Source organism: Fulvivirga lutea (genome assembly GCF_017068455.1).
GTDB classification, from domain to species: domain Bacteria; phylum Bacteroidota; class Bacteroidia; order Cytophagales; family Cyclobacteriaceae; genus Fulvivirga; species Fulvivirga lutea.
In genome coordinates, this window is record NZ_CP070608.1 from 3,193,233 (window position 1) to 3,208,803 (window position 15,571).

At 37.6% G+C, this 15,571-nt stretch carries 15 protein-coding genes; 7 read left to right on the forward strand and 8 right to left on the reverse strand.

What is annotated here, in order from left to right; all coding sequences use genetic code 11:
* Positions 1–63 precede the first annotated feature (63 nt).
* Positions 64–1,671 carry a phosphoenolpyruvate carboxykinase (ATP) gene (gene pckA, locus JR347_RS14240; protein ID WP_205721259.1) on the forward strand — a complete coding sequence of 536 codons (1,608 nt, stop codon included), beginning with the start codon at positions 64–66 and terminating at the stop codon, positions 1,669–1,671.
* 53 nt (positions 1,672–1,724) lie between these two features.
* Here the strand turns inward: pckA and JR347_RS14245 are convergent, their stop codons facing one another.
* The 6 genes from JR347_RS14245 to JR347_RS14270 are packed head-to-tail and all read right to left on the reverse strand — an operon-like array spanning position 1,725 to position 6,693.
* Positions 1,725–2,411 carry a DUF2490 domain-containing protein gene (locus JR347_RS14245; RefSeq protein ID WP_205721260.1) on the reverse strand — a complete coding sequence of 229 codons (687 nt, stop codon included), beginning with the start codon at positions 2,409–2,411 and terminating at the stop codon, positions 1,725–1,727.
* Entirely contained in the window at positions 2,411–2,989 is a 579-nt protein-coding gene (locus JR347_RS14250) for a hypothetical protein (protein ID WP_205721261.1), read from the reverse strand. Before JR347_RS14250 ends, JR347_RS14245 begins: the two co-directional genes overlap by 1 nt.
* Positions 2,990–3,012: 23 nt before the next feature.
* Positions 3,013–4,299, reverse strand: a complete 1,287-nt coding sequence (locus JR347_RS14255) for a NupC/NupG family nucleoside CNT transporter (protein ID WP_205721262.1) — start codon at positions 4,297–4,299, stop codon at positions 3,013–3,015.
* 60 nt (positions 4,300–4,359) lie between these two features.
* A complete protein-coding gene (locus tag JR347_RS14260; protein WP_205721263.1) occupies positions 4,360–4,965 on the reverse strand; it encodes a bifunctional nuclease family protein in 606 nt (201 codons plus the stop codon).
* 6 nt (positions 4,966–4,971) lie between these two features.
* The gene (locus JR347_RS14265; RefSeq protein ID WP_205721264.1) at positions 4,972–5,931 is read right to left on the reverse strand and encodes an electron transfer flavoprotein subunit alpha/FixB family protein; all 960 of its coding nucleotides are present in this window, start codon (positions 5,929–5,931) and stop codon (positions 4,972–4,974) included.
* Between the two features lie 24 nt (positions 5,932–5,955).
* Complete coding sequence (locus JR347_RS14270) at positions 5,956–6,693, reverse strand: electron transfer flavoprotein subunit beta/FixA family protein (protein ID WP_205721265.1); 738 nt, start codon at positions 6,691–6,693, stop codon at positions 5,956–5,958.
* A gap of 92 nt (positions 6,694–6,785) precedes the next feature.
* On the opposite strand from JR347_RS14270, the gene JR347_RS14275 reads away from it, so the two are divergent.
* Positions 6,786–7,106: a tetratricopeptide repeat protein gene (locus JR347_RS14275; RefSeq protein ID WP_205721266.1), complete on the forward strand. Its 321-nt coding sequence runs from the start codon at positions 6,786–6,788 to the stop codon at positions 7,104–7,106.
* Positions 7,107–7,181: 75 nt separating this feature from the next.
* Here JR347_RS14275 and JR347_RS14280 read toward each other — a convergent pair whose 3' ends face one another.
* The gene (locus tag JR347_RS14280) at positions 7,182–8,174 is read right to left on the reverse strand and encodes a zinc-binding dehydrogenase (RefSeq protein ID WP_205721267.1); all 993 of its coding nucleotides are present in this window, start codon (positions 8,172–8,174) and stop codon (positions 7,182–7,184) included.
* Positions 8,175–8,240: 66 nt separating this feature from the next.
* On the reverse strand, positions 8,241–9,821 hold the full coding sequence (gene dnaB / locus JR347_RS14285) for a replicative DNA helicase (RefSeq protein WP_205721268.1): 1,581 nt from the start codon (positions 9,819–9,821) through the stop codon (positions 8,241–8,243).
* A 323-nt stretch (positions 9,822–10,144) separates the two neighbouring features.
* On the opposite strand from dnaB, the gene JR347_RS14290 reads away from it, so the two are divergent.
* From JR347_RS14290 to JR347_RS14310, 5 genes are all read left to right on the forward strand, one after another.
* Positions 10,145–11,512 carry a UDP-N-acetylmuramate--L-alanine ligase gene (locus tag JR347_RS14290; protein ID WP_205721269.1) on the forward strand — a complete coding sequence of 456 codons (1,368 nt, stop codon included), beginning with the start codon at positions 10,145–10,147 and terminating at the stop codon, positions 11,510–11,512.
* Between the two features lie 8 nt (positions 11,513–11,520).
* Positions 11,521–12,327 carry a 3'-5' exonuclease gene (locus tag JR347_RS14295; RefSeq protein WP_205721270.1) on the forward strand — a complete coding sequence of 269 codons (807 nt, stop codon included), beginning with the start codon at positions 11,521–11,523 and terminating at the stop codon, positions 12,325–12,327.
* 74 nt (positions 12,328–12,401) lie between these two features.
* Positions 12,402–13,022 (forward strand): porin family protein, encoded by a 621-nt coding sequence (locus tag JR347_RS14300; RefSeq protein WP_205721271.1) that lies wholly within the window; start codon positions 12,402–12,404, stop codon positions 13,020–13,022.
* A gap of 71 nt (positions 13,023–13,093) precedes the next feature.
* Entirely contained in the window at positions 13,094–13,705 is a 612-nt protein-coding gene (locus tag JR347_RS14305) for a fumarylacetoacetate hydrolase family protein (RefSeq protein ID WP_205721272.1), read from the forward strand.
* Positions 13,674–15,566 (forward strand): M23 family metallopeptidase, encoded by a 1,893-nt coding sequence (locus tag JR347_RS14310; protein WP_205721273.1) that lies wholly within the window; start codon positions 13,674–13,676, stop codon positions 15,564–15,566. Before JR347_RS14305 ends, JR347_RS14310 begins: the two co-directional genes overlap by 32 nt.
* Positions 15,567–15,571 lie beyond the last annotated feature (5 nt).

Here is a 15,571-nt window from a genome sequence, read left to right on the forward strand (position 1 = left end):
AATAATTTCACTACTTTTGCAGTCTTTACTTTTTTAACGAAATCTAGAAACAAAAACAGTATCATGCAGGAACTAGGATTAAAATCAGAGAAAGCATCTGTTGAACAATTGGGAATCAAAGATGCGACTGTACACTGGAATTTATCTCCAAAAAAACTAGCGGACATTGCGGTTGAGGCAGGCCAGGCAACGAGAACTAATTCAGGAGCAATCTCTGTAGATACCGGTGAATTCACGGGTAGGTCTCCAAAAGACAGGTTTATAGTTAAAGACGAAATTACTGAAGATGCTGTCTGGTGGGGAAATATTAACATTCCATTTGACTCTGAGAAATTTGATAAACTATATGATAAAGTAGTTGCCTACTTATCAGGAAAAGAAATTTATGCGAGAGACGCATACGCATGTGCTGATGATAATTACAGAACCAACATTAGAGTTGTAAATGAATACCCTTGGTCTAATTTGTTTGCTTATAACATGTTTTTAAGACCAACAGAATCAGAAATTAAGTCATTCAACCCAGACTGGACTGTAATTAACGCTCCAGGTTTTAAGGCAAACCCTGAGGTTGACGGAACAAGACAGCACAACTTTGCTATTCTTAACTTCAAGAGAAAAATTGCATTAATTGGTGGTACTGGTTATACCGGTGAAATTAAAAAAGGTATATTCTCTGCCTTAAATTTTGAGTTACCTCATTTGAAAAATACGCTTTCTATGCACTGTTCAGCGAACATGGGTAAAGATGGTGATACTGCTATTTTCTTCGGATTATCAGGAACTGGAAAAACTACGTTATCTGCTGATCCTAATAGACAACTTATAGGTGATGATGAGCACGGCTGGTCTAATGAAAACACAGTTTTCAATTTTGAAGGTGGCTGCTATGCCAAAGTGATTGATTTATCTGCTGAAAAAGAACCAGATATTTATAACGCCATAAAAGAAGGAGCGCTTCTTGAAAATGTAGTAATAAAAGATGGTGATATTGATTTTAAAGATGGCTCTAAAACTGAAAACACTAGAGTTAGCTACCCTATCGATCATATCAACAACATCGCACAGCCATCTATTGGTAAGAATCCTAAAAACATATTTTTCCTTACTTGCGATGCATATGGGGTGTTACCTCCTATTTCTAAGCTAACTCCTGGACAGGCTGCTTTCCACTTTATTTCAGGTTATACTGCAAAGGTAGCTGGAACAGAAGCGGGCATTACGGAACCTGTAACTGCATTTTCTGCTTGTTTTGGAGCGCCATTTATGCCATTACACCCAACAAAATATGCTGAAATGCTTAGCAAAAAAATGCAAGACGCAGGTGTTAACGTTTGGCTAATTAATACTGGTTGGACTGGCGGTCCGTATGGAAAAGGTAGCAGAATGAAATTGCCTTTAACAAGAGCTATGATTACTGCAGCGCTTAATGGTCAATTGGACAATGTAGAGTATACTAACCACTCTGTATTCCATGTAGCTATTCCTAAAGAATGCCCGGGGGTACCAACAGAAGTGTTGAGCCCTAGAGGAACATGGAATGATGATGAAGGCTACTATGCACAGGCAAATAAGTTAGCTGATCAATTCAATAAAAACTTTGAGAAGTTTGCTGAATTTGCAAACGAGGAGATTCTAGCGGCAGTGCCCACTATAAAGGAAACTGTCTAAGAATTATTTATTGAGAATAGAGAAGGCGCTTAAAAAGCGCCTTTTTTTATGCTTCACAATGTTAAGAAAGCCCCAAATTTGAGCCATATTCGTTGCCTTTCTCCTGCAGTAATTATTCGATCCGTCCTATAATCCAATCCTAATTCAACTTTTATTTGTTTGCTTACAAGTTTACCAATAGCCATAGTAAATCTGTTTTCTAAATCATCATCCTTACCTTGTACTCCATATATTATTTCTTCCGAAGTAATAAAATAATACTCGCTTACATCCAGATTAGTACCTTGCAATGGTATTTCGGATGCTATTCTATACCGAACTCTATATTGATTCTTTTCATTTTCAAAAAATGTCTGGTCTAATCGAAACCGATGCCCTAACCTTAGACCAAAAAGTCGTTGAATGAATGCAATTTGCTGGATAGATCGATGGTTATTAGGATCTGTGTCTTCAAAGCGATATTGATATCCAACGGCAATTTTTACTAAAGAGCCTAATTGCCTTGAAATAAAACCTTGAAGATCCGTTCTATCATGGAAATAGGAATAGTCTGTGTTAATAGATTCGTCATCATAAAACTGCCCAATTTGTGTTTCAACTTTAAAGGTTGCTGAATAGTTGGAGTTGATGTTTTTGCTAAATGCCATCTCTGGAAAATACCCGCCATAAACCACATCTGACTGTGCTAAAACGCCTGAGCACCACATTAAGAAAATAAGTGTTATTGCTAGCCGGTGCATCAATAACTAATATTATCTGAAGTATTTAATATGATATGCCTTCTTTTCACCAGACTTCCTGACTTTTCAAAAAGCCCTTCATAGTATATAAATGAGTCCTCTTCTTTCCCTTCAAACTCAATTTCATACCTGATTCTTAATTGATCTAAAATACCTTCTTTGCAATATTTTGCGAGGCTTTCAAAATCACCGGATAGTTGCAATTGAATGCGCCTTATTTTGTAAGAACTATAATTTGAATCAAAATAATTAGTTAATCCTGTTTTGGTTTCTTCAGATAATTCATCTAAATCATACTCGACCTCAATGTCTTGAATGTTGAATAGGGTATCAAATTCAATACTGTACCTTCTTTTGTTCTTAACTACTTTTGCTTCAAAATTTTGAAATGACTCATTCCTTTCCTGATACCATTTGATTTTAGCTTTCGTATCAAACAACATAGACATTCGTTGCTTAACAAGATCAGGCACCTCGTCTTCAGAGATACGTTCTTCTATTTCTATTTTATCTGGTTCTTGTTGAGCCAATAAAATAGCTGGGGATAATAATAATAAAGCTATTGAGATAAACTTCATACCGATGAAGTTACATTATGATTTTAACCAAACAAAGCACCGGCAATTGTGGCAGTCATCATAGTAGCTAGTGTTGCGGCAAATAAGGCTCGTAGTCCCAGTTTAGACAAATCCCCTTGCCTGTTAGGTGCCATACCGCCAATACCACCTATCTGTATTGCAATTGAGCTAAAGTTTGCAAAACCACATAGAGCATAGGTTGCAATCACTATCGATTTTTCACTTAGTCCTGCCGCCATTTTCATGTCAGCTAAGCTTAAGTAGGCTACAAATTCATTAATCACTATTTTCTGACCAAGTAAACTACCTACAGAAATAGTTTCCGCCCATTCAACTCCCATAATAAAGGCAAAAACTCTAAATATTTGACCTAAAATATACTCCAACGAAAAACCCTGAAATACTCCACCCGTGCTATTTACCACAAATTCATTCAGGCCAGTCCAGCTACCAATACCATCAACCAATAGCCAGTTAATGGCATAAATGATAGCAATAAACGCAAGAAGCATCCCACCAATATTAATGGCAAGCTTTACACCGTCAGCGGCACCACGTGCCAAGGCATCCACCAGGTTAACACCCATATCGTCCTGAGCTACTTTCAGATCCGTGTTAATCTCATCTTTATTTGTTTCAGGTATGATGATTTTGGCCAGTACAATAGCGGCCGGTGCGTTCATGATTGAAGCACTCAAAAGGTAAGCTGCGTACTTAGCTCTTTCTACAGGATCATCACCACCTAAAAATGCTACATAGCCAGCTAATACACCCCCGGCAATGGTGGCCATGCCTCCTGTCATCAGGCACATTAATTCCGATTTGGTCATACTTTTAACGAATGGCTTCACCAATAAAGGAGCCTCCGTTTGACCTAAGAAAATGTTCCCTGCAGCCGAAAGACTCTCTGCCCCAGATAAACGCATCGTTTTAGACATAACCCATGCAATGCCATATACTATTTTCTGAAGTACGCCAAGGTAATAAAGACCAGTTGAAATAGTCGAAAAGAAAATTACGGTTGGTAATACCTGAAAGGCAAAAATGAATCCGAAAGAGTCTCCAGCCAAATCTCCAAATAAGAACTTGGCGCCATCACCTGAAAAGCTTAAGAATTTAACGAACTTCTCACTTACCCAATCGAATGCACCGGCTACAAATCCAATTTTTGTAATGAGCAGTGCAAAAACAATTTGCAGTAATACACCAATACCAACCAGGCGCCAGTCGACTTTCTTTTTATTGCTTGAAAATAAATAGGCAAATCCTATTAATATGGCAAGGCCAATTAATCCTCTCAGATAATCCATTCGTATTTGGGCATAAAAATAGGCTGATAAGAATTTACCTATCAGCCCATGGTTTAATTATTAATTTCTTCGGCTTAATTCATCTCTGATTTTGGCCGCCTTCTCGTAGTCTTCGTTCTCAATTGCCTCGTCTAAAAGCTCATTCAATTTGTCTACAGACATATCTTTTAACCCTCCCTTCTTACTTTCTTCCTTCTCTTTTTTAACTGTAGAGCTTAATTCACTTTTAATTTCACTGATATCATCTTCAGACTCATCAGTAAGCACTATTCCTGCCTCTGCGAGTATTGATTCATAAGTGAATATGGGCGCATCGAATCTCAAACCAATCGCTATAGCATCTGAAGGCCTGGCATCTATTTCAATAGATTTAGAACCATTAGTACAAACTATTTTAGCAAAAAATACTCCTTCCTTAAGGTCAGAAATTACAATTTCTTCCACCTTATAGTCAAAACTATGCGCAAATGATTTAAACAAATCATGCGTCATTGGTCTGTTAGGGATTATTTTTTCAATTTCAATGGCTATAGCCTGTGCCTCGAACATGCCGATGATTATAGGCAATCTTCGATTCCCGTCAGTTTCTCCGAGCACCAAAGCAAAAGAACCTGATTGCGATTGACTGGATGATAATCCTAATATTTCTAAGCGTAATTTATCCACCGATCTTTATTTCGCTGCCTTTAACGCTTCAGTTAATTTCGGAACCACTTCGAAAGCATCTCCTACAATACCGTAGTCTGCAGCTTTAAAAAATGGTGCTTCTGGGTCTTTATTAATTACTACTATATTCTTAGATGAGTTTACCCCTGCTAAGTGCTGGATAGCTCCGGAAATACCAACCGCTATATAAAGCTGCGGACTTACTTTTACTCCAGTTTGTCCTACGTGTTCGTGGTGAGGTCTCCAGTCCATATCAGAAACAGGTTTACTACAACCCGTAGCAGCTCCTAACGTTTTGGCTAACTCTTCAATCATACCCCAATTTTCAGGTCCTTTCAAACCTCTTCCTCCTGAAACAACCAATTCAGCTTCTGGTAGCAATATTTCGCCAGTCGCCTTTTCAGTTTTAGTGATGTTTGTACTAAAATCGCCATCAGGTGCACTTGCGGCAAAAGGTTCTACAGTGGCTGAACCACCCACTTCTTTTACTTCAGCAGCATTTTTCTTTATAGCTAATATTTTCTTGTCTTTGGTTAGATCAACATTGGCAAATGCTTTACCGGTGTAGATACTTCTTTTTACCTTGAAGCCTGCAGATGTATCTGGCAATTCAGTAACGTTCGAAACTAAACTTGCATCTACTTTAACAGCTACTCTCGCTGAAACAGGGTTTCCTAAAGAGGAATTCGCTAACACTAATACATCAGCTCCCTCTTTCTCCATTGCATCTGCAATAACTGATGCATACGCCTGAATAACTCCTTTATTATATTTTTCATCATTTACATGAAGCACTTTTGAAGCTCCATATTTACCTAAATCTGAAAGCTCACTTTCACTTACTTCATTACCAAAGGCAATAACTGTAACATCGCCTCCCATGCCTTTAGCGTAGCATACAGCCTCTAAAGAGGTCTTCTTAACAGCTCCTTCAGCACTTTCTACAAATACTAATATTGATGACATAATTAAATTCTCTTTAGATTAAACTTATATTACTTTGGCCTCGTTTTTCAGCAAGCTTACTAATTCTCCCACATTGTCGGCATCAATCATTTTAACAGCACCTTTTGCCGGTGGCATTTCGTACTTTTCTAGTTTAGTTCCTGATTGATTAGAAGAAGGCTCTACTACATTCAAAGGCTTCGTTCTGGCTGACATAATACCTCTCATATTAGGTATTTTCCACTCTGCGATCGGTTCCTGACAGCCTGCCACGAATGGCATTTTAACTTCCAAATATTCTTTACCACCTTCAATTTCTCGCGACATCTTAGCGGTATCGCCTTCAATATCCAATGTCATTACAGGTGAAATTGATGGAATACCTAATATTTCACCTACCATACCATGCACCATTCCTCCATTGAAGTCAATCGATTCTCTACCCATTAATATTAAGTCATAGCCACCGTCTTTTGCTACATTAGCAATTTCTGCCGCTACAAAAAGAGAGTCTGTTGGTTCTGCATTTACGCGAATAGCATCATCAGCGCCAATAGCCAATGCCTTTCTAATAGTAGGCTCAGATTCTGCACCACCTACATTTAAAACTGTGATGGAACCACCTGATTGTTCTTTCAATTCAACTGCTCTTGCTAATGCATAATCATCGTATGGACCAATGATAAACTGAACACCATTCGTATCAAATTTAGTATCACCATCAGTGAAAGCTATACGTGATGTTGTATCAGGTACATGAGTAATACAAACTAATATTTTCATCTAAATATATGGATTTAAAAAGTTGTAATTTAAGGTATTAAATTTGCCCGTGAAGATAACGAATAATGAAGCAAATAAAAATTGAATACTAGATGAATTCAGACAGACTTAATCAACTTTTAACTTACTACAAAGAAGATTCTAATGACCCCTTTATTATTTATGGTATCGCCATGGAGTATTGGAAATCTGATCTGGAAAATTCAAGGAAGTACTTCGAGTTATTGCTTCAAGAACACCCGGAATATTTAGCTACTTATTATCAGGTTGGACATCTCTATGAAGAAATTGATGAAACAGAATTGGCAAAAGATACATACCGAAAGGGGATAAAACTTGCACAGCTTCAGAACAACCAAAACACATTGAGAGAACTAAAAAATGCTTTGGATGAAATAGAATTCTTCGAATAATTAACTACTAATATTTTTAGTATTTAGTTTTATAATCATCAGTAAATCAGATACTTAAATAATACTTAACTCAAGTTAAAGTTTAACAACTATCTTACCAAGCTTTGAAGTAGAAGCAATTTCATCAAAGGCACTTTCTATTTCATCAAATGGTCTAACAGAATCTACTAAAGGCTTAATTTTATGTTCAGTAATGAAGTCCAGCATTTTCACAAACTCTTTGTCGCTACCCATTGTACTGCCCTGCAACTTTATCTGATTCCAAAACATTCTGTATAAGTCCAGAGACGAAGGCAAACCGTTAGTGGCACCATAGAAAACTATCCGCCCACCGGGCCGCATTAATTTTACAAATGTATTCACCTGGTCTCCACCGGCACTGTCAATCACAACATCGAATCCACCCTTTGTTTGCCACATATTTTTATACCAGTCGGGGGATGTATAATTATAACCACCCTGGGCACCTAAAGAAATTGCCTTTTCGATCTTGGCATTGCTACTGGAAGTAACGAACACATTGGCACCAAATGCCACGGCATATTGAAATACGAACTGTGCCACACCTCCACCAAATCCTGAAATCAATATATTTTCATTCTTCTTAATTTCACCATGCCTGAAAAGTGCACGATAAGCCGTTAGTCCAGCTAGTGGAATAGATGCTGCCTCTTCATCAGATAAATGACCGGGAATAGGATGTAACCTGTCTTCATTCACAGCAACATACTCGGCAAATGTTCCATCAGAAGGCATCCCTAAAATGGAGTAAACTCTTGACTGAACTTGTTCATTATTCCCCCAACCAATATTTGGGTTAATAATCATTCTGCGCCCTATAAGTTTTTTTGAAACCGACTCGCCTACCTCAACCACCTCTCCTACGGCATCTGAGCCGAGTGTTGACCCAAACTGAATGTTAGGATATTTTCCTTCCCGAATAAACTGATCTCTTTTATTCAGCGCTGCTGCACTTACTTTAATAATGGCCTGATCTGGCTCAGGCTTAGGCTGATCTTTATTTACAATTTTGATCTTGCCAGCCGATACAATTGCTAATGCCTTCATAGTACTAATTTTAAATGAAGGTAATAAAAGGAATTGATCGTATCAATACGTTAATTAACGTATTTGCTAGAATGGTGCATCCTCATCTTCTTCAGGATCGGAATAACCGAATCCCTTAGAGTCATTCGGACTGCCTAAATCAAGATTTTCATTCAACTTGCTGCCGAATGTCTGAGTTTGCGAATCATCAAATTCAGATGGGATTCCTCCGCCACTTGGGAACGGATCGCCAAAACTATGCGTATCTAAATCTGAGAATTTAGTGTACTTACCGATGAACTTGAGTTGAACATTTTCAAGTGAACCATTTCTATGCTTGGCAATAATCACTTCACCAACACCTGAAGTAGGCATTCCATTCTCATCTTCTGTAATACCATAATATTCAGGTCGGTAAAGGAACATTACCATATCAGCATCCTGCTCAATAGAACCAGATTCCCTTAAATCAGAAAGCTGAGGCCTTTTATCACCACCTCTGGTTTCCACGGCCCTACTTAACTGGGAAAGTGCTATCACAGGAACTTCAAGTTCTTTCGCAATCCCTTTTAATGCTCTTGAAATAGATGCAATTTCCTGCTCTCGATTTCCTCCGCCTTTAGAGCTATCACCGCTCATTAGCTGTAAGTAGTCAATTACAATCAGCTGAACATCGTGCTGCGCTTTCAGCCTTCTACACTTGGCTCTAAGCTCCAAGATGGATAGAGCAGGTGTATCATCAATAAATATAGGCGCCTTACTAAGTTTGTTAGTTTTATGAATGAGCTGCTGCCACTCGTAATCTTCCAAATTACCCTTTTTAATTTTCTCACTCTCCAACTGAGCTTCAGCAGATATAAGTCTGTTTACCAGCTGTACAGATGACATCTCCAAAGAAAATATAGCAACTGCCTGATTAAAATCTACAGCAGCATTTCTTAATGCAGAAACTACAAATGCCGTTTTACCCATACCAGGTCTTGCGGCAATAATGACCAAATCAGATTTCTGCCAACCAGATGTCACTCTATCAAGTGCAGTGAAACCACTAGGAACACCAGTAAGGCCATCTTTATGATTCTTCCTTTCTTCAAGCTCTTGAATTGCTTGAGCCATTAAAGAAGTCATATTATCGTAATTCTTACGGATATTTGCCTCTGAAATCTCAAAAAGGGCACTTTCTGTTTTATCTAACAATTGAAATACATCGGTTGTATCTTCATACGCATCGTGATGTATTTCAGAAGCTACTTTAATAAGCTCGCGTTTAATGGCCATCTCAGTAACAATACGAGCATGATATTCGATGTTAGCTGCAGATGATACTTTGGATGTCAATTCGGCAATGTAGTACGATCCGCCAACTAACTCCAGCTTACCATTTTTTCTAAGTTGACTTACCACTGTTCGCATATCTACAGGCTCGGAGTTATTGAAAAGCTCAACAATTGCCTTGTAGATTTCCTTGTGGTTGTCCTGGTAAAAACTTTCCGGTGTTAGGATATCGATAACGGTAGAAAGTGCGTCCTTTTCTAACATTAACGCACCTAATACCGCCTCTTCCAAATCAATCGCCTGAGGAGGTAGCTTGCCTAAAGTATCATTGATATCTTTCACAAGCCTGTTTGACTTGTGCCCTACTCTTAATGACGATGATTTGTTTTCCATGTAGTGATTGTCGGTTTAAATTTTAAATCGCAACGCCAAACCTAAACAGAAATTGAAAGCGGTACAATTCAGGTGGATGACCTCAAAATTTTATTCAATGTTTACAAATGTTCAGCCTTAAGTAACACTATCGGCAACTTGTATCAGTTAACACCTGCTTTTCCACACGTTGGTAAATAATATACACATTTTAATGTGAAAAAATTGTGGTGTTATCAACAAATTAATAAGTTATCCACAATGTTATTAACAAAGGTCAAAGAAGAAAAATTGTCCTGTTTTTATATTTTTTCTTCTATTTTTGACTTTTAACCTATCTGTTCATGAGTCAAGAATCACAAAACATACATTTTATAGCCATTGGTGGAAGCATCATGCATAACCTGGCCATCGCCTTAAAGAAAAAAGGCTTCAATATTACCGGTTCAGATGATGAAATTTTCGAACCATCAAGATCATTATTACAAAAAAATGGCCTTCTGCCTGAAAAAGTTGGTTGGGATGAAAGTAAAATTCATGAAGGGCTGGATGCTGTGATTTTGGGGATGCATGCACGTGAGGATAATCCGGAATTAAAGAAAGCTCAAGAACTAGGAGTAAAAATTTATTCCTTCCCAGATTACATTTATGAACAATCCATAGATAAACAACGCATAGTAATAGCTGGTAGCCATGGTAAAACGACTATTACATCCATTATTATGCATGTTTTAAAGTATCATAATAAAAAGTTTGATTATGCAGTAGGTGCTCGAATTGCGGGTTTTGAAGAAATGGTTCAATTATCTGACGCACCAATTATCATCATTGAAGGTGATGAATACCTTTCTTCCCCTATCGACAGGACTCCTAAATTTTTAAAATACCACCATCACATAGGTTTAATTTCAGGTGTTTGGTGGGATCATATTAACGTATTCCCTACAGAGGAAGAGTATGTAAAACAATTTGACCTATTCGCAGATGCGACTCCAAAAGCGGGATCGTTAATATACAGCGATGATGATTCGCTAGGTACTGTTATTGGTCAAAAAGGAAGAGAAGATGTAAATGAAATACCATATAAAACACATCCGCATAGTATTGAGGATGGTGTAACATATCTTACTCATGGGAATGAAACTATACCGGTAAAACTATTTGGCAAGCATAATTTGCAGAATATCAGTGGTGCCATGGCGGTGCTAAAACGAATTGGAATTACTGATGACATGTTTTACATGGCCATTCAATCTTTTAGTGGCGCGGATAAGCGATTGGAATTGATAGGCGAAAACAACGGAATGGCAATTTATAAAGACTATGCCCATGCACCGTCAAAAGTAAAGGCTACAACGCTAGCAGTAAAAGAACAGTACCCTGCAAGGGATTTGGTGGCTTGCCTTGAGTTGCATACGTTCAGCAGTTTAAACAAAGACTTTATTGATCAATACAAAGGCACAATGAAATATGCCAATGTTCCCATTGTGTTCTATAGTCCAAGCACCTTGGAGAAGAAACAGCTTGATCCTATCTCAAAAGATGATATTAAAAAGAGTTTTGGTGAAGCTAACTTGAACGTATTTGATGACCGAGATGAAATGATTGAGTTCTTAAAACAGCAAAACTGGCGTAATAAAAATTTACTTTTGATGACGTCTGGCACATTTAACGGACTTGATTACCATTCTTTACCAGAGCTTTTAAAGTAGTATTTCGAATGAAGTTAAACCTCAAGAACCCGCTCACTTTTTTTGATCTGGAAACAACAGGTACTAATACTGTTCAAGACAGAATTGTGGAAATCTCTGTAGTAAAAGTGATGCCAAATGGCGAGACTATTACCAAAACCAACAAGATAAACCCAACCGTTCCGATACCGGTGGAAACAAGCTTAATACACGGTATTTATGATGAGGATGTGAAGGATGCTCCCACTTTTAAAAATATTGCTAAGAGCTTAGCTCAATTTCTTGAAGGGTCTGATTTGGCCGGCTTCAATATTCTTAAGTTTGATGTGCCTCTTTTGGTTGAAGAATTTCTGAGAGCAGGTGTTGAATTTGACACCTCCAAACGAAAGTTGATTGATGCCCAAAAGATTTTCCATATGATGGAAAAACGTACTTTATCGGCTGCTTATCAATTTTATTGTGGCAAAACGCTGGATGACGCTCATAGCGCTGAAGCAGATACGCTTGCCACCTTAGAAGTATTACAAGCACAAGTAGCCAAATATGATGGTGAGGATGTAGTTGACAACCTTGGCAAAAAAGTAGGCGTCATTAAAAATGACATGGCCGTATTGCATGAAATCACAAGCTCTAATCTGGTAGACCTTGCTGGTAGAATGGTGCTAAATAAAGACGGTCAAGAGGTATTTAACTTTGGTAAGTTCAGAAATAGATTAGTATCTGAAGTTTTGGAAAAAGAGCCTGGCTATTACAACTGGATGATGAATGGTGATTTCCCACAAGACACCAAAAGAAAGTTGACTGAGATTAAGTTGAGGGGAATCGGCAACAGCTAAAGTAAGATTAGAATTGTAGGTTTTGAAAATAAAAAGCAATTGATAGATTTGCCGATATTTTCAACATAAACCCTATGAAATCTAAACTATTTACAATTACATTTTTAATTATTGCTATTAATTCTCAGGCGCAAAATCCCATTGGGATTGGCTTAAAAGGTGGATATGGAAGCTTTAGCCAGGATTATCAGTTCAAGCAGCCTCCTGGAACCGTGTTTGCTGCAGGTCCAGATGACTATTCTTATAATGTCTATCATTTTGGAGCATTTAGCTTAATACCATTAAGCAAGAGATTTACATTTCAACCTGAACTACTGTACAGCGAAAAAGGATCATATATTAAATCAGCGCCTTTGGCTAACTTTCAACTTCACTACATTGATCTCCCATTGTTAATGAGGATTAACTTTGGAGCATTTAGTATCTACTCAGGTCCTCAGTTTGGTTTTTTAGCTAAAGCAGAAAACGGCCTTGGTGATGATATAAAAGACGGATTTAAAAATACTAGTATTTCAATTGTATACGGTTTTCAAGTTGATTTTGGCTTCGGCTTAATAATTGGCGGTAGGTTTGATAAAGGTGTATCGGATATTAGCAATGTAGAGGAAGGTGATTTATTTGAAACTAAAGATGGAATTAAAAACCAAGGAGTACAAGCATACATTGGCTGGCAACTTTTTAAACTGAACAAATAATTTCCTGACCCGCCCAACAGCGGGTCTTTTTTTATAACTTTAACTTGCATTAACTTGATTGAATACATTTTATGAAAATCCTAGCCATAGGCCGCAATTATGCTGAGCACATCAAAGAGCTAAACAATGAACGTCCTTCTGAGCCTGTCATATTCACCAAGCCAGACACTGCCCTACTTAAAAATGGTGAGGACTTCTATTACCCGGATTATTCAAAGGATATCCACCATGAAATTGAATTGGTGCTTAGAATTTGTAAAGTTGGTAAAAACATAGAGGAAAAATTCGCTCATAAGTATTACGATCAAATTGGATTAGGAATAGATTTTACAGCCAGAGACCTGCAATCAAAGGCTAAGGAAAAAGGGTTACCTTGGGCCATAGCAAAAGGATTTGACGGCTCTGCCCCTATTTCGAACTTTTTACCTTTATCTGGTTTTAAGGATATAAATAATATCAACTTTTCGTTAAAGGTTAATAATGAAGTGCGGCAGCAGGGAAATACATCATTGATGCTTTTTGGGTTCGATTACATGGTATCTTATCTGTCAAAGTTCTTCACATTAAAAACAGGTGATTTAATATTTACAGGAACACCAAGCGGAGTAGGACCTATTGAAATTGGACAAAAACTGGAGGGATTTATAGAGGATGAGAAATTGTTGGAAGTTAATATTAAGTAGTGCGCTGTTATTTGGGCAATATTTCAACTGCTTTGCTCAGTTAGAAGCGGCCGACTATCGTAGCGAAGCGTATTACATGTTTCCAATCAAGCCGGGCACGCAAAACACGCTGGCCGGCACCATGGGTGAATTAAGATCTACTCATTTTCACACAGGCATTGATATCAGGACTGAAGGCAGAACCGGTTTACCAGTACATGCTGCGGCCATGGGTTATATTTCCAGAGTAGCTGTTTCTACATCTGGTTATGGGAATGCATTATATGTAACTCACCCAAACGGACACACCACTGTTTATGCCCACCTTGAGAAGTTTGAAGGACCTATAGCGGAATATGTGTTGAAAGAACAATACAGACTTAAAACATTTGAATTAGATCAATCACTTTATCAAGGTAAGTTTATAGTACAAAAAGGTGATACAATAGCCTGGTCAGGTAATTCCGGATCTTCTGGTGGCCCACATCTTCATTTTGATATAAGGGATGAAAAGCAACAACCTCTCAACCCATTGAGTTACGGCTTTGATGAGGTTCTAGATCGTACACCACCTATTGCAGAAAAGATAATAGCCAGAACATTAAACGAAAAGTCGCGCGTTGGCGGAGTATTTGGCCAGGAAGAATATCGCCTAAGACGTATCGGCAATAATTACAAGCTTGATAGACCCATTCAAGCGATAGGTGAGATTGGTTTGATGCTCGATGCACATGACAAACTTGATTATTCAAGATTTAGATGTGGGATTAATACCATGATTATGGAGGTAAATGGCACTTCTACTTATGAATACAGAATTAAGAAGTTCTCATTCGGTGAACAAAAGAATATTTACAAACATATGAGCTATGAAGATCTATATAAAAGCGGTGAGCGTTGGCACAAACTGTATGTGGATGATGGCAATGAATTAAGATTCTATAGCTCAAATAAAAATAACGGTAAACTCTATGTAAAAGAGGGCGATCAGTTAACTGTGAAAATTACCATGATAGATACTTATGGAAACAGAAGCCATGTTGATTTATCCATCGAAGGAAAACTATCAAAACCATTGAGTAACCAATGGGTAAGCGGCATAAATACAGATATTCAGGAAAATATCATGATCATTTCATCGCCAAAGTCATTTGATGATAATCTTTCTCTCAATGGTGTTCCACTACTTCCCTCCTATATCACTGCAAGCAGTAAAGTATACTTGTACGATCTTAGGAAAGATTTACCAAAATTAATGGATGTGGGAGGCGAATTTATTCCACTTTCATTTAAAGAGACTATTGCGCCTAATAAGTCCTATACTTATTACAGTGATGAGGTTGACGTTTACTTTCAACGAGAGGCTTTATTCGATACACTGTATTTTGAAAGTAACTACATCTCCGATTCCATTGCCAAAAACGAAGTTTGGACAGTTGGACGCACAACAGTCCCATTAAGAAAGTCGATAAAAGTTGAATTAAAGACTGACAAAGATTACGACAGAAATTTTTCAGCCGCATATTTCTTGGATGGAAAAACACCTTACTATGAAGGCGGCAATTGGGAGAAAAATCAGATTTCTTTCTGGACCCGTAAGTTTGGAGACTTCACCATTCTTACTGATAGTATCGCACCCTATATAAGGCAAGTTAGAGTAAACTCAAATGACTTGATGTTTAAGATAAGTGATAACCTATCCGGAATAAAGGATTTCAACTGCTATGTTAATGATGAATGGGTATTAATGCATTACGATTATAAAAGAGCATTAATCTGGTCTGAAAAGCTCAATAAAAACAAACCTTTTAATGGAATTGTTAAGTTGATTGTTCGTGATAATATGAACAATGAAACAATATTGGAAACTAAAATTTATTAAAAACT

Bases quoted from the DNA above. Each gene is read 5' to 3' on its own strand.
- JR347_RS14295 (WP_205721270.1), top strand. From the start codon at position 11,521: ATGAAGTTAAACCTCAAGAACCCGCTCACTTTTTTTGATCTGGAAACA.
- JR347_RS14255 (WP_205721262.1), bottom strand. From the start codon at position 4,299: ATGGATTATCTGAGAGGATTAATTGGCCTTGCCATATTAATAGGATTT.
- JR347_RS14280 (WP_205721267.1), bottom strand. From the start codon at position 8,174: ATGAAGGCATTAGCAATTGTATCGGCTGGCAAGATCAAAATTGTAAAT.
- JR347_RS14275 (WP_205721266.1), top strand. From the start codon at position 6,786: ATGAATTCAGACAGACTTAATCAACTTTTAACTTACTACAAAGAAGAT.
- JR347_RS14300 (WP_205721271.1), top strand. From the start codon at position 12,402: ATGAAATCTAAACTATTTACAATTACATTTTTAATTATTGCTATTAAT.
- JR347_RS14265 (WP_205721264.1), bottom strand. From the start codon at position 5,931: ATGTCATCAATATTAGTATTTGTAGAAAGTGCTGAAGGAGCTGTTAAG.
- JR347_RS14305 (WP_205721272.1), top strand. From the start codon at position 13,094: ATGAAAATCCTAGCCATAGGCCGCAATTATGCTGAGCACATCAAAGAG.
- JR347_RS14250 (WP_205721261.1), bottom strand. From the start codon at position 2,989: ATGAAGTTTATCTCAATAGCTTTATTATTATTATCCCCAGCTATTTTA.
- dnaB (WP_205721268.1), bottom strand. From the start codon at position 9,821: ATGGAAAACAAATCATCGTCATTAAGAGTAGGGCACAAGTCAAACAGG.
- pckA (WP_205721259.1), top strand. From the start codon at position 64: ATGCAGGAACTAGGATTAAAATCAGAGAAAGCATCTGTTGAACAATTG.
- JR347_RS14290 (WP_205721269.1), top strand. From the start codon at position 10,145: ATGAGTCAAGAATCACAAAACATACATTTTATAGCCATTGGTGGAAGC.
- JR347_RS14270 (WP_205721265.1), bottom strand. From the start codon at position 6,693: ATGAAAATATTAGTTTGTATTACTCATGTACCTGATACAACATCACGT.
- JR347_RS14310 (WP_205721273.1), top strand. From the start codon at position 13,674: ATGAGAAATTGTTGGAAGTTAATATTAAGTAGTGCGCTGTTATTTGGG.
- JR347_RS14245 (WP_205721260.1), bottom strand. From the start codon at position 2,411: ATGCACCGGCTAGCAATAACACTTATTTTCTTAATGTGGTGCTCAGGC.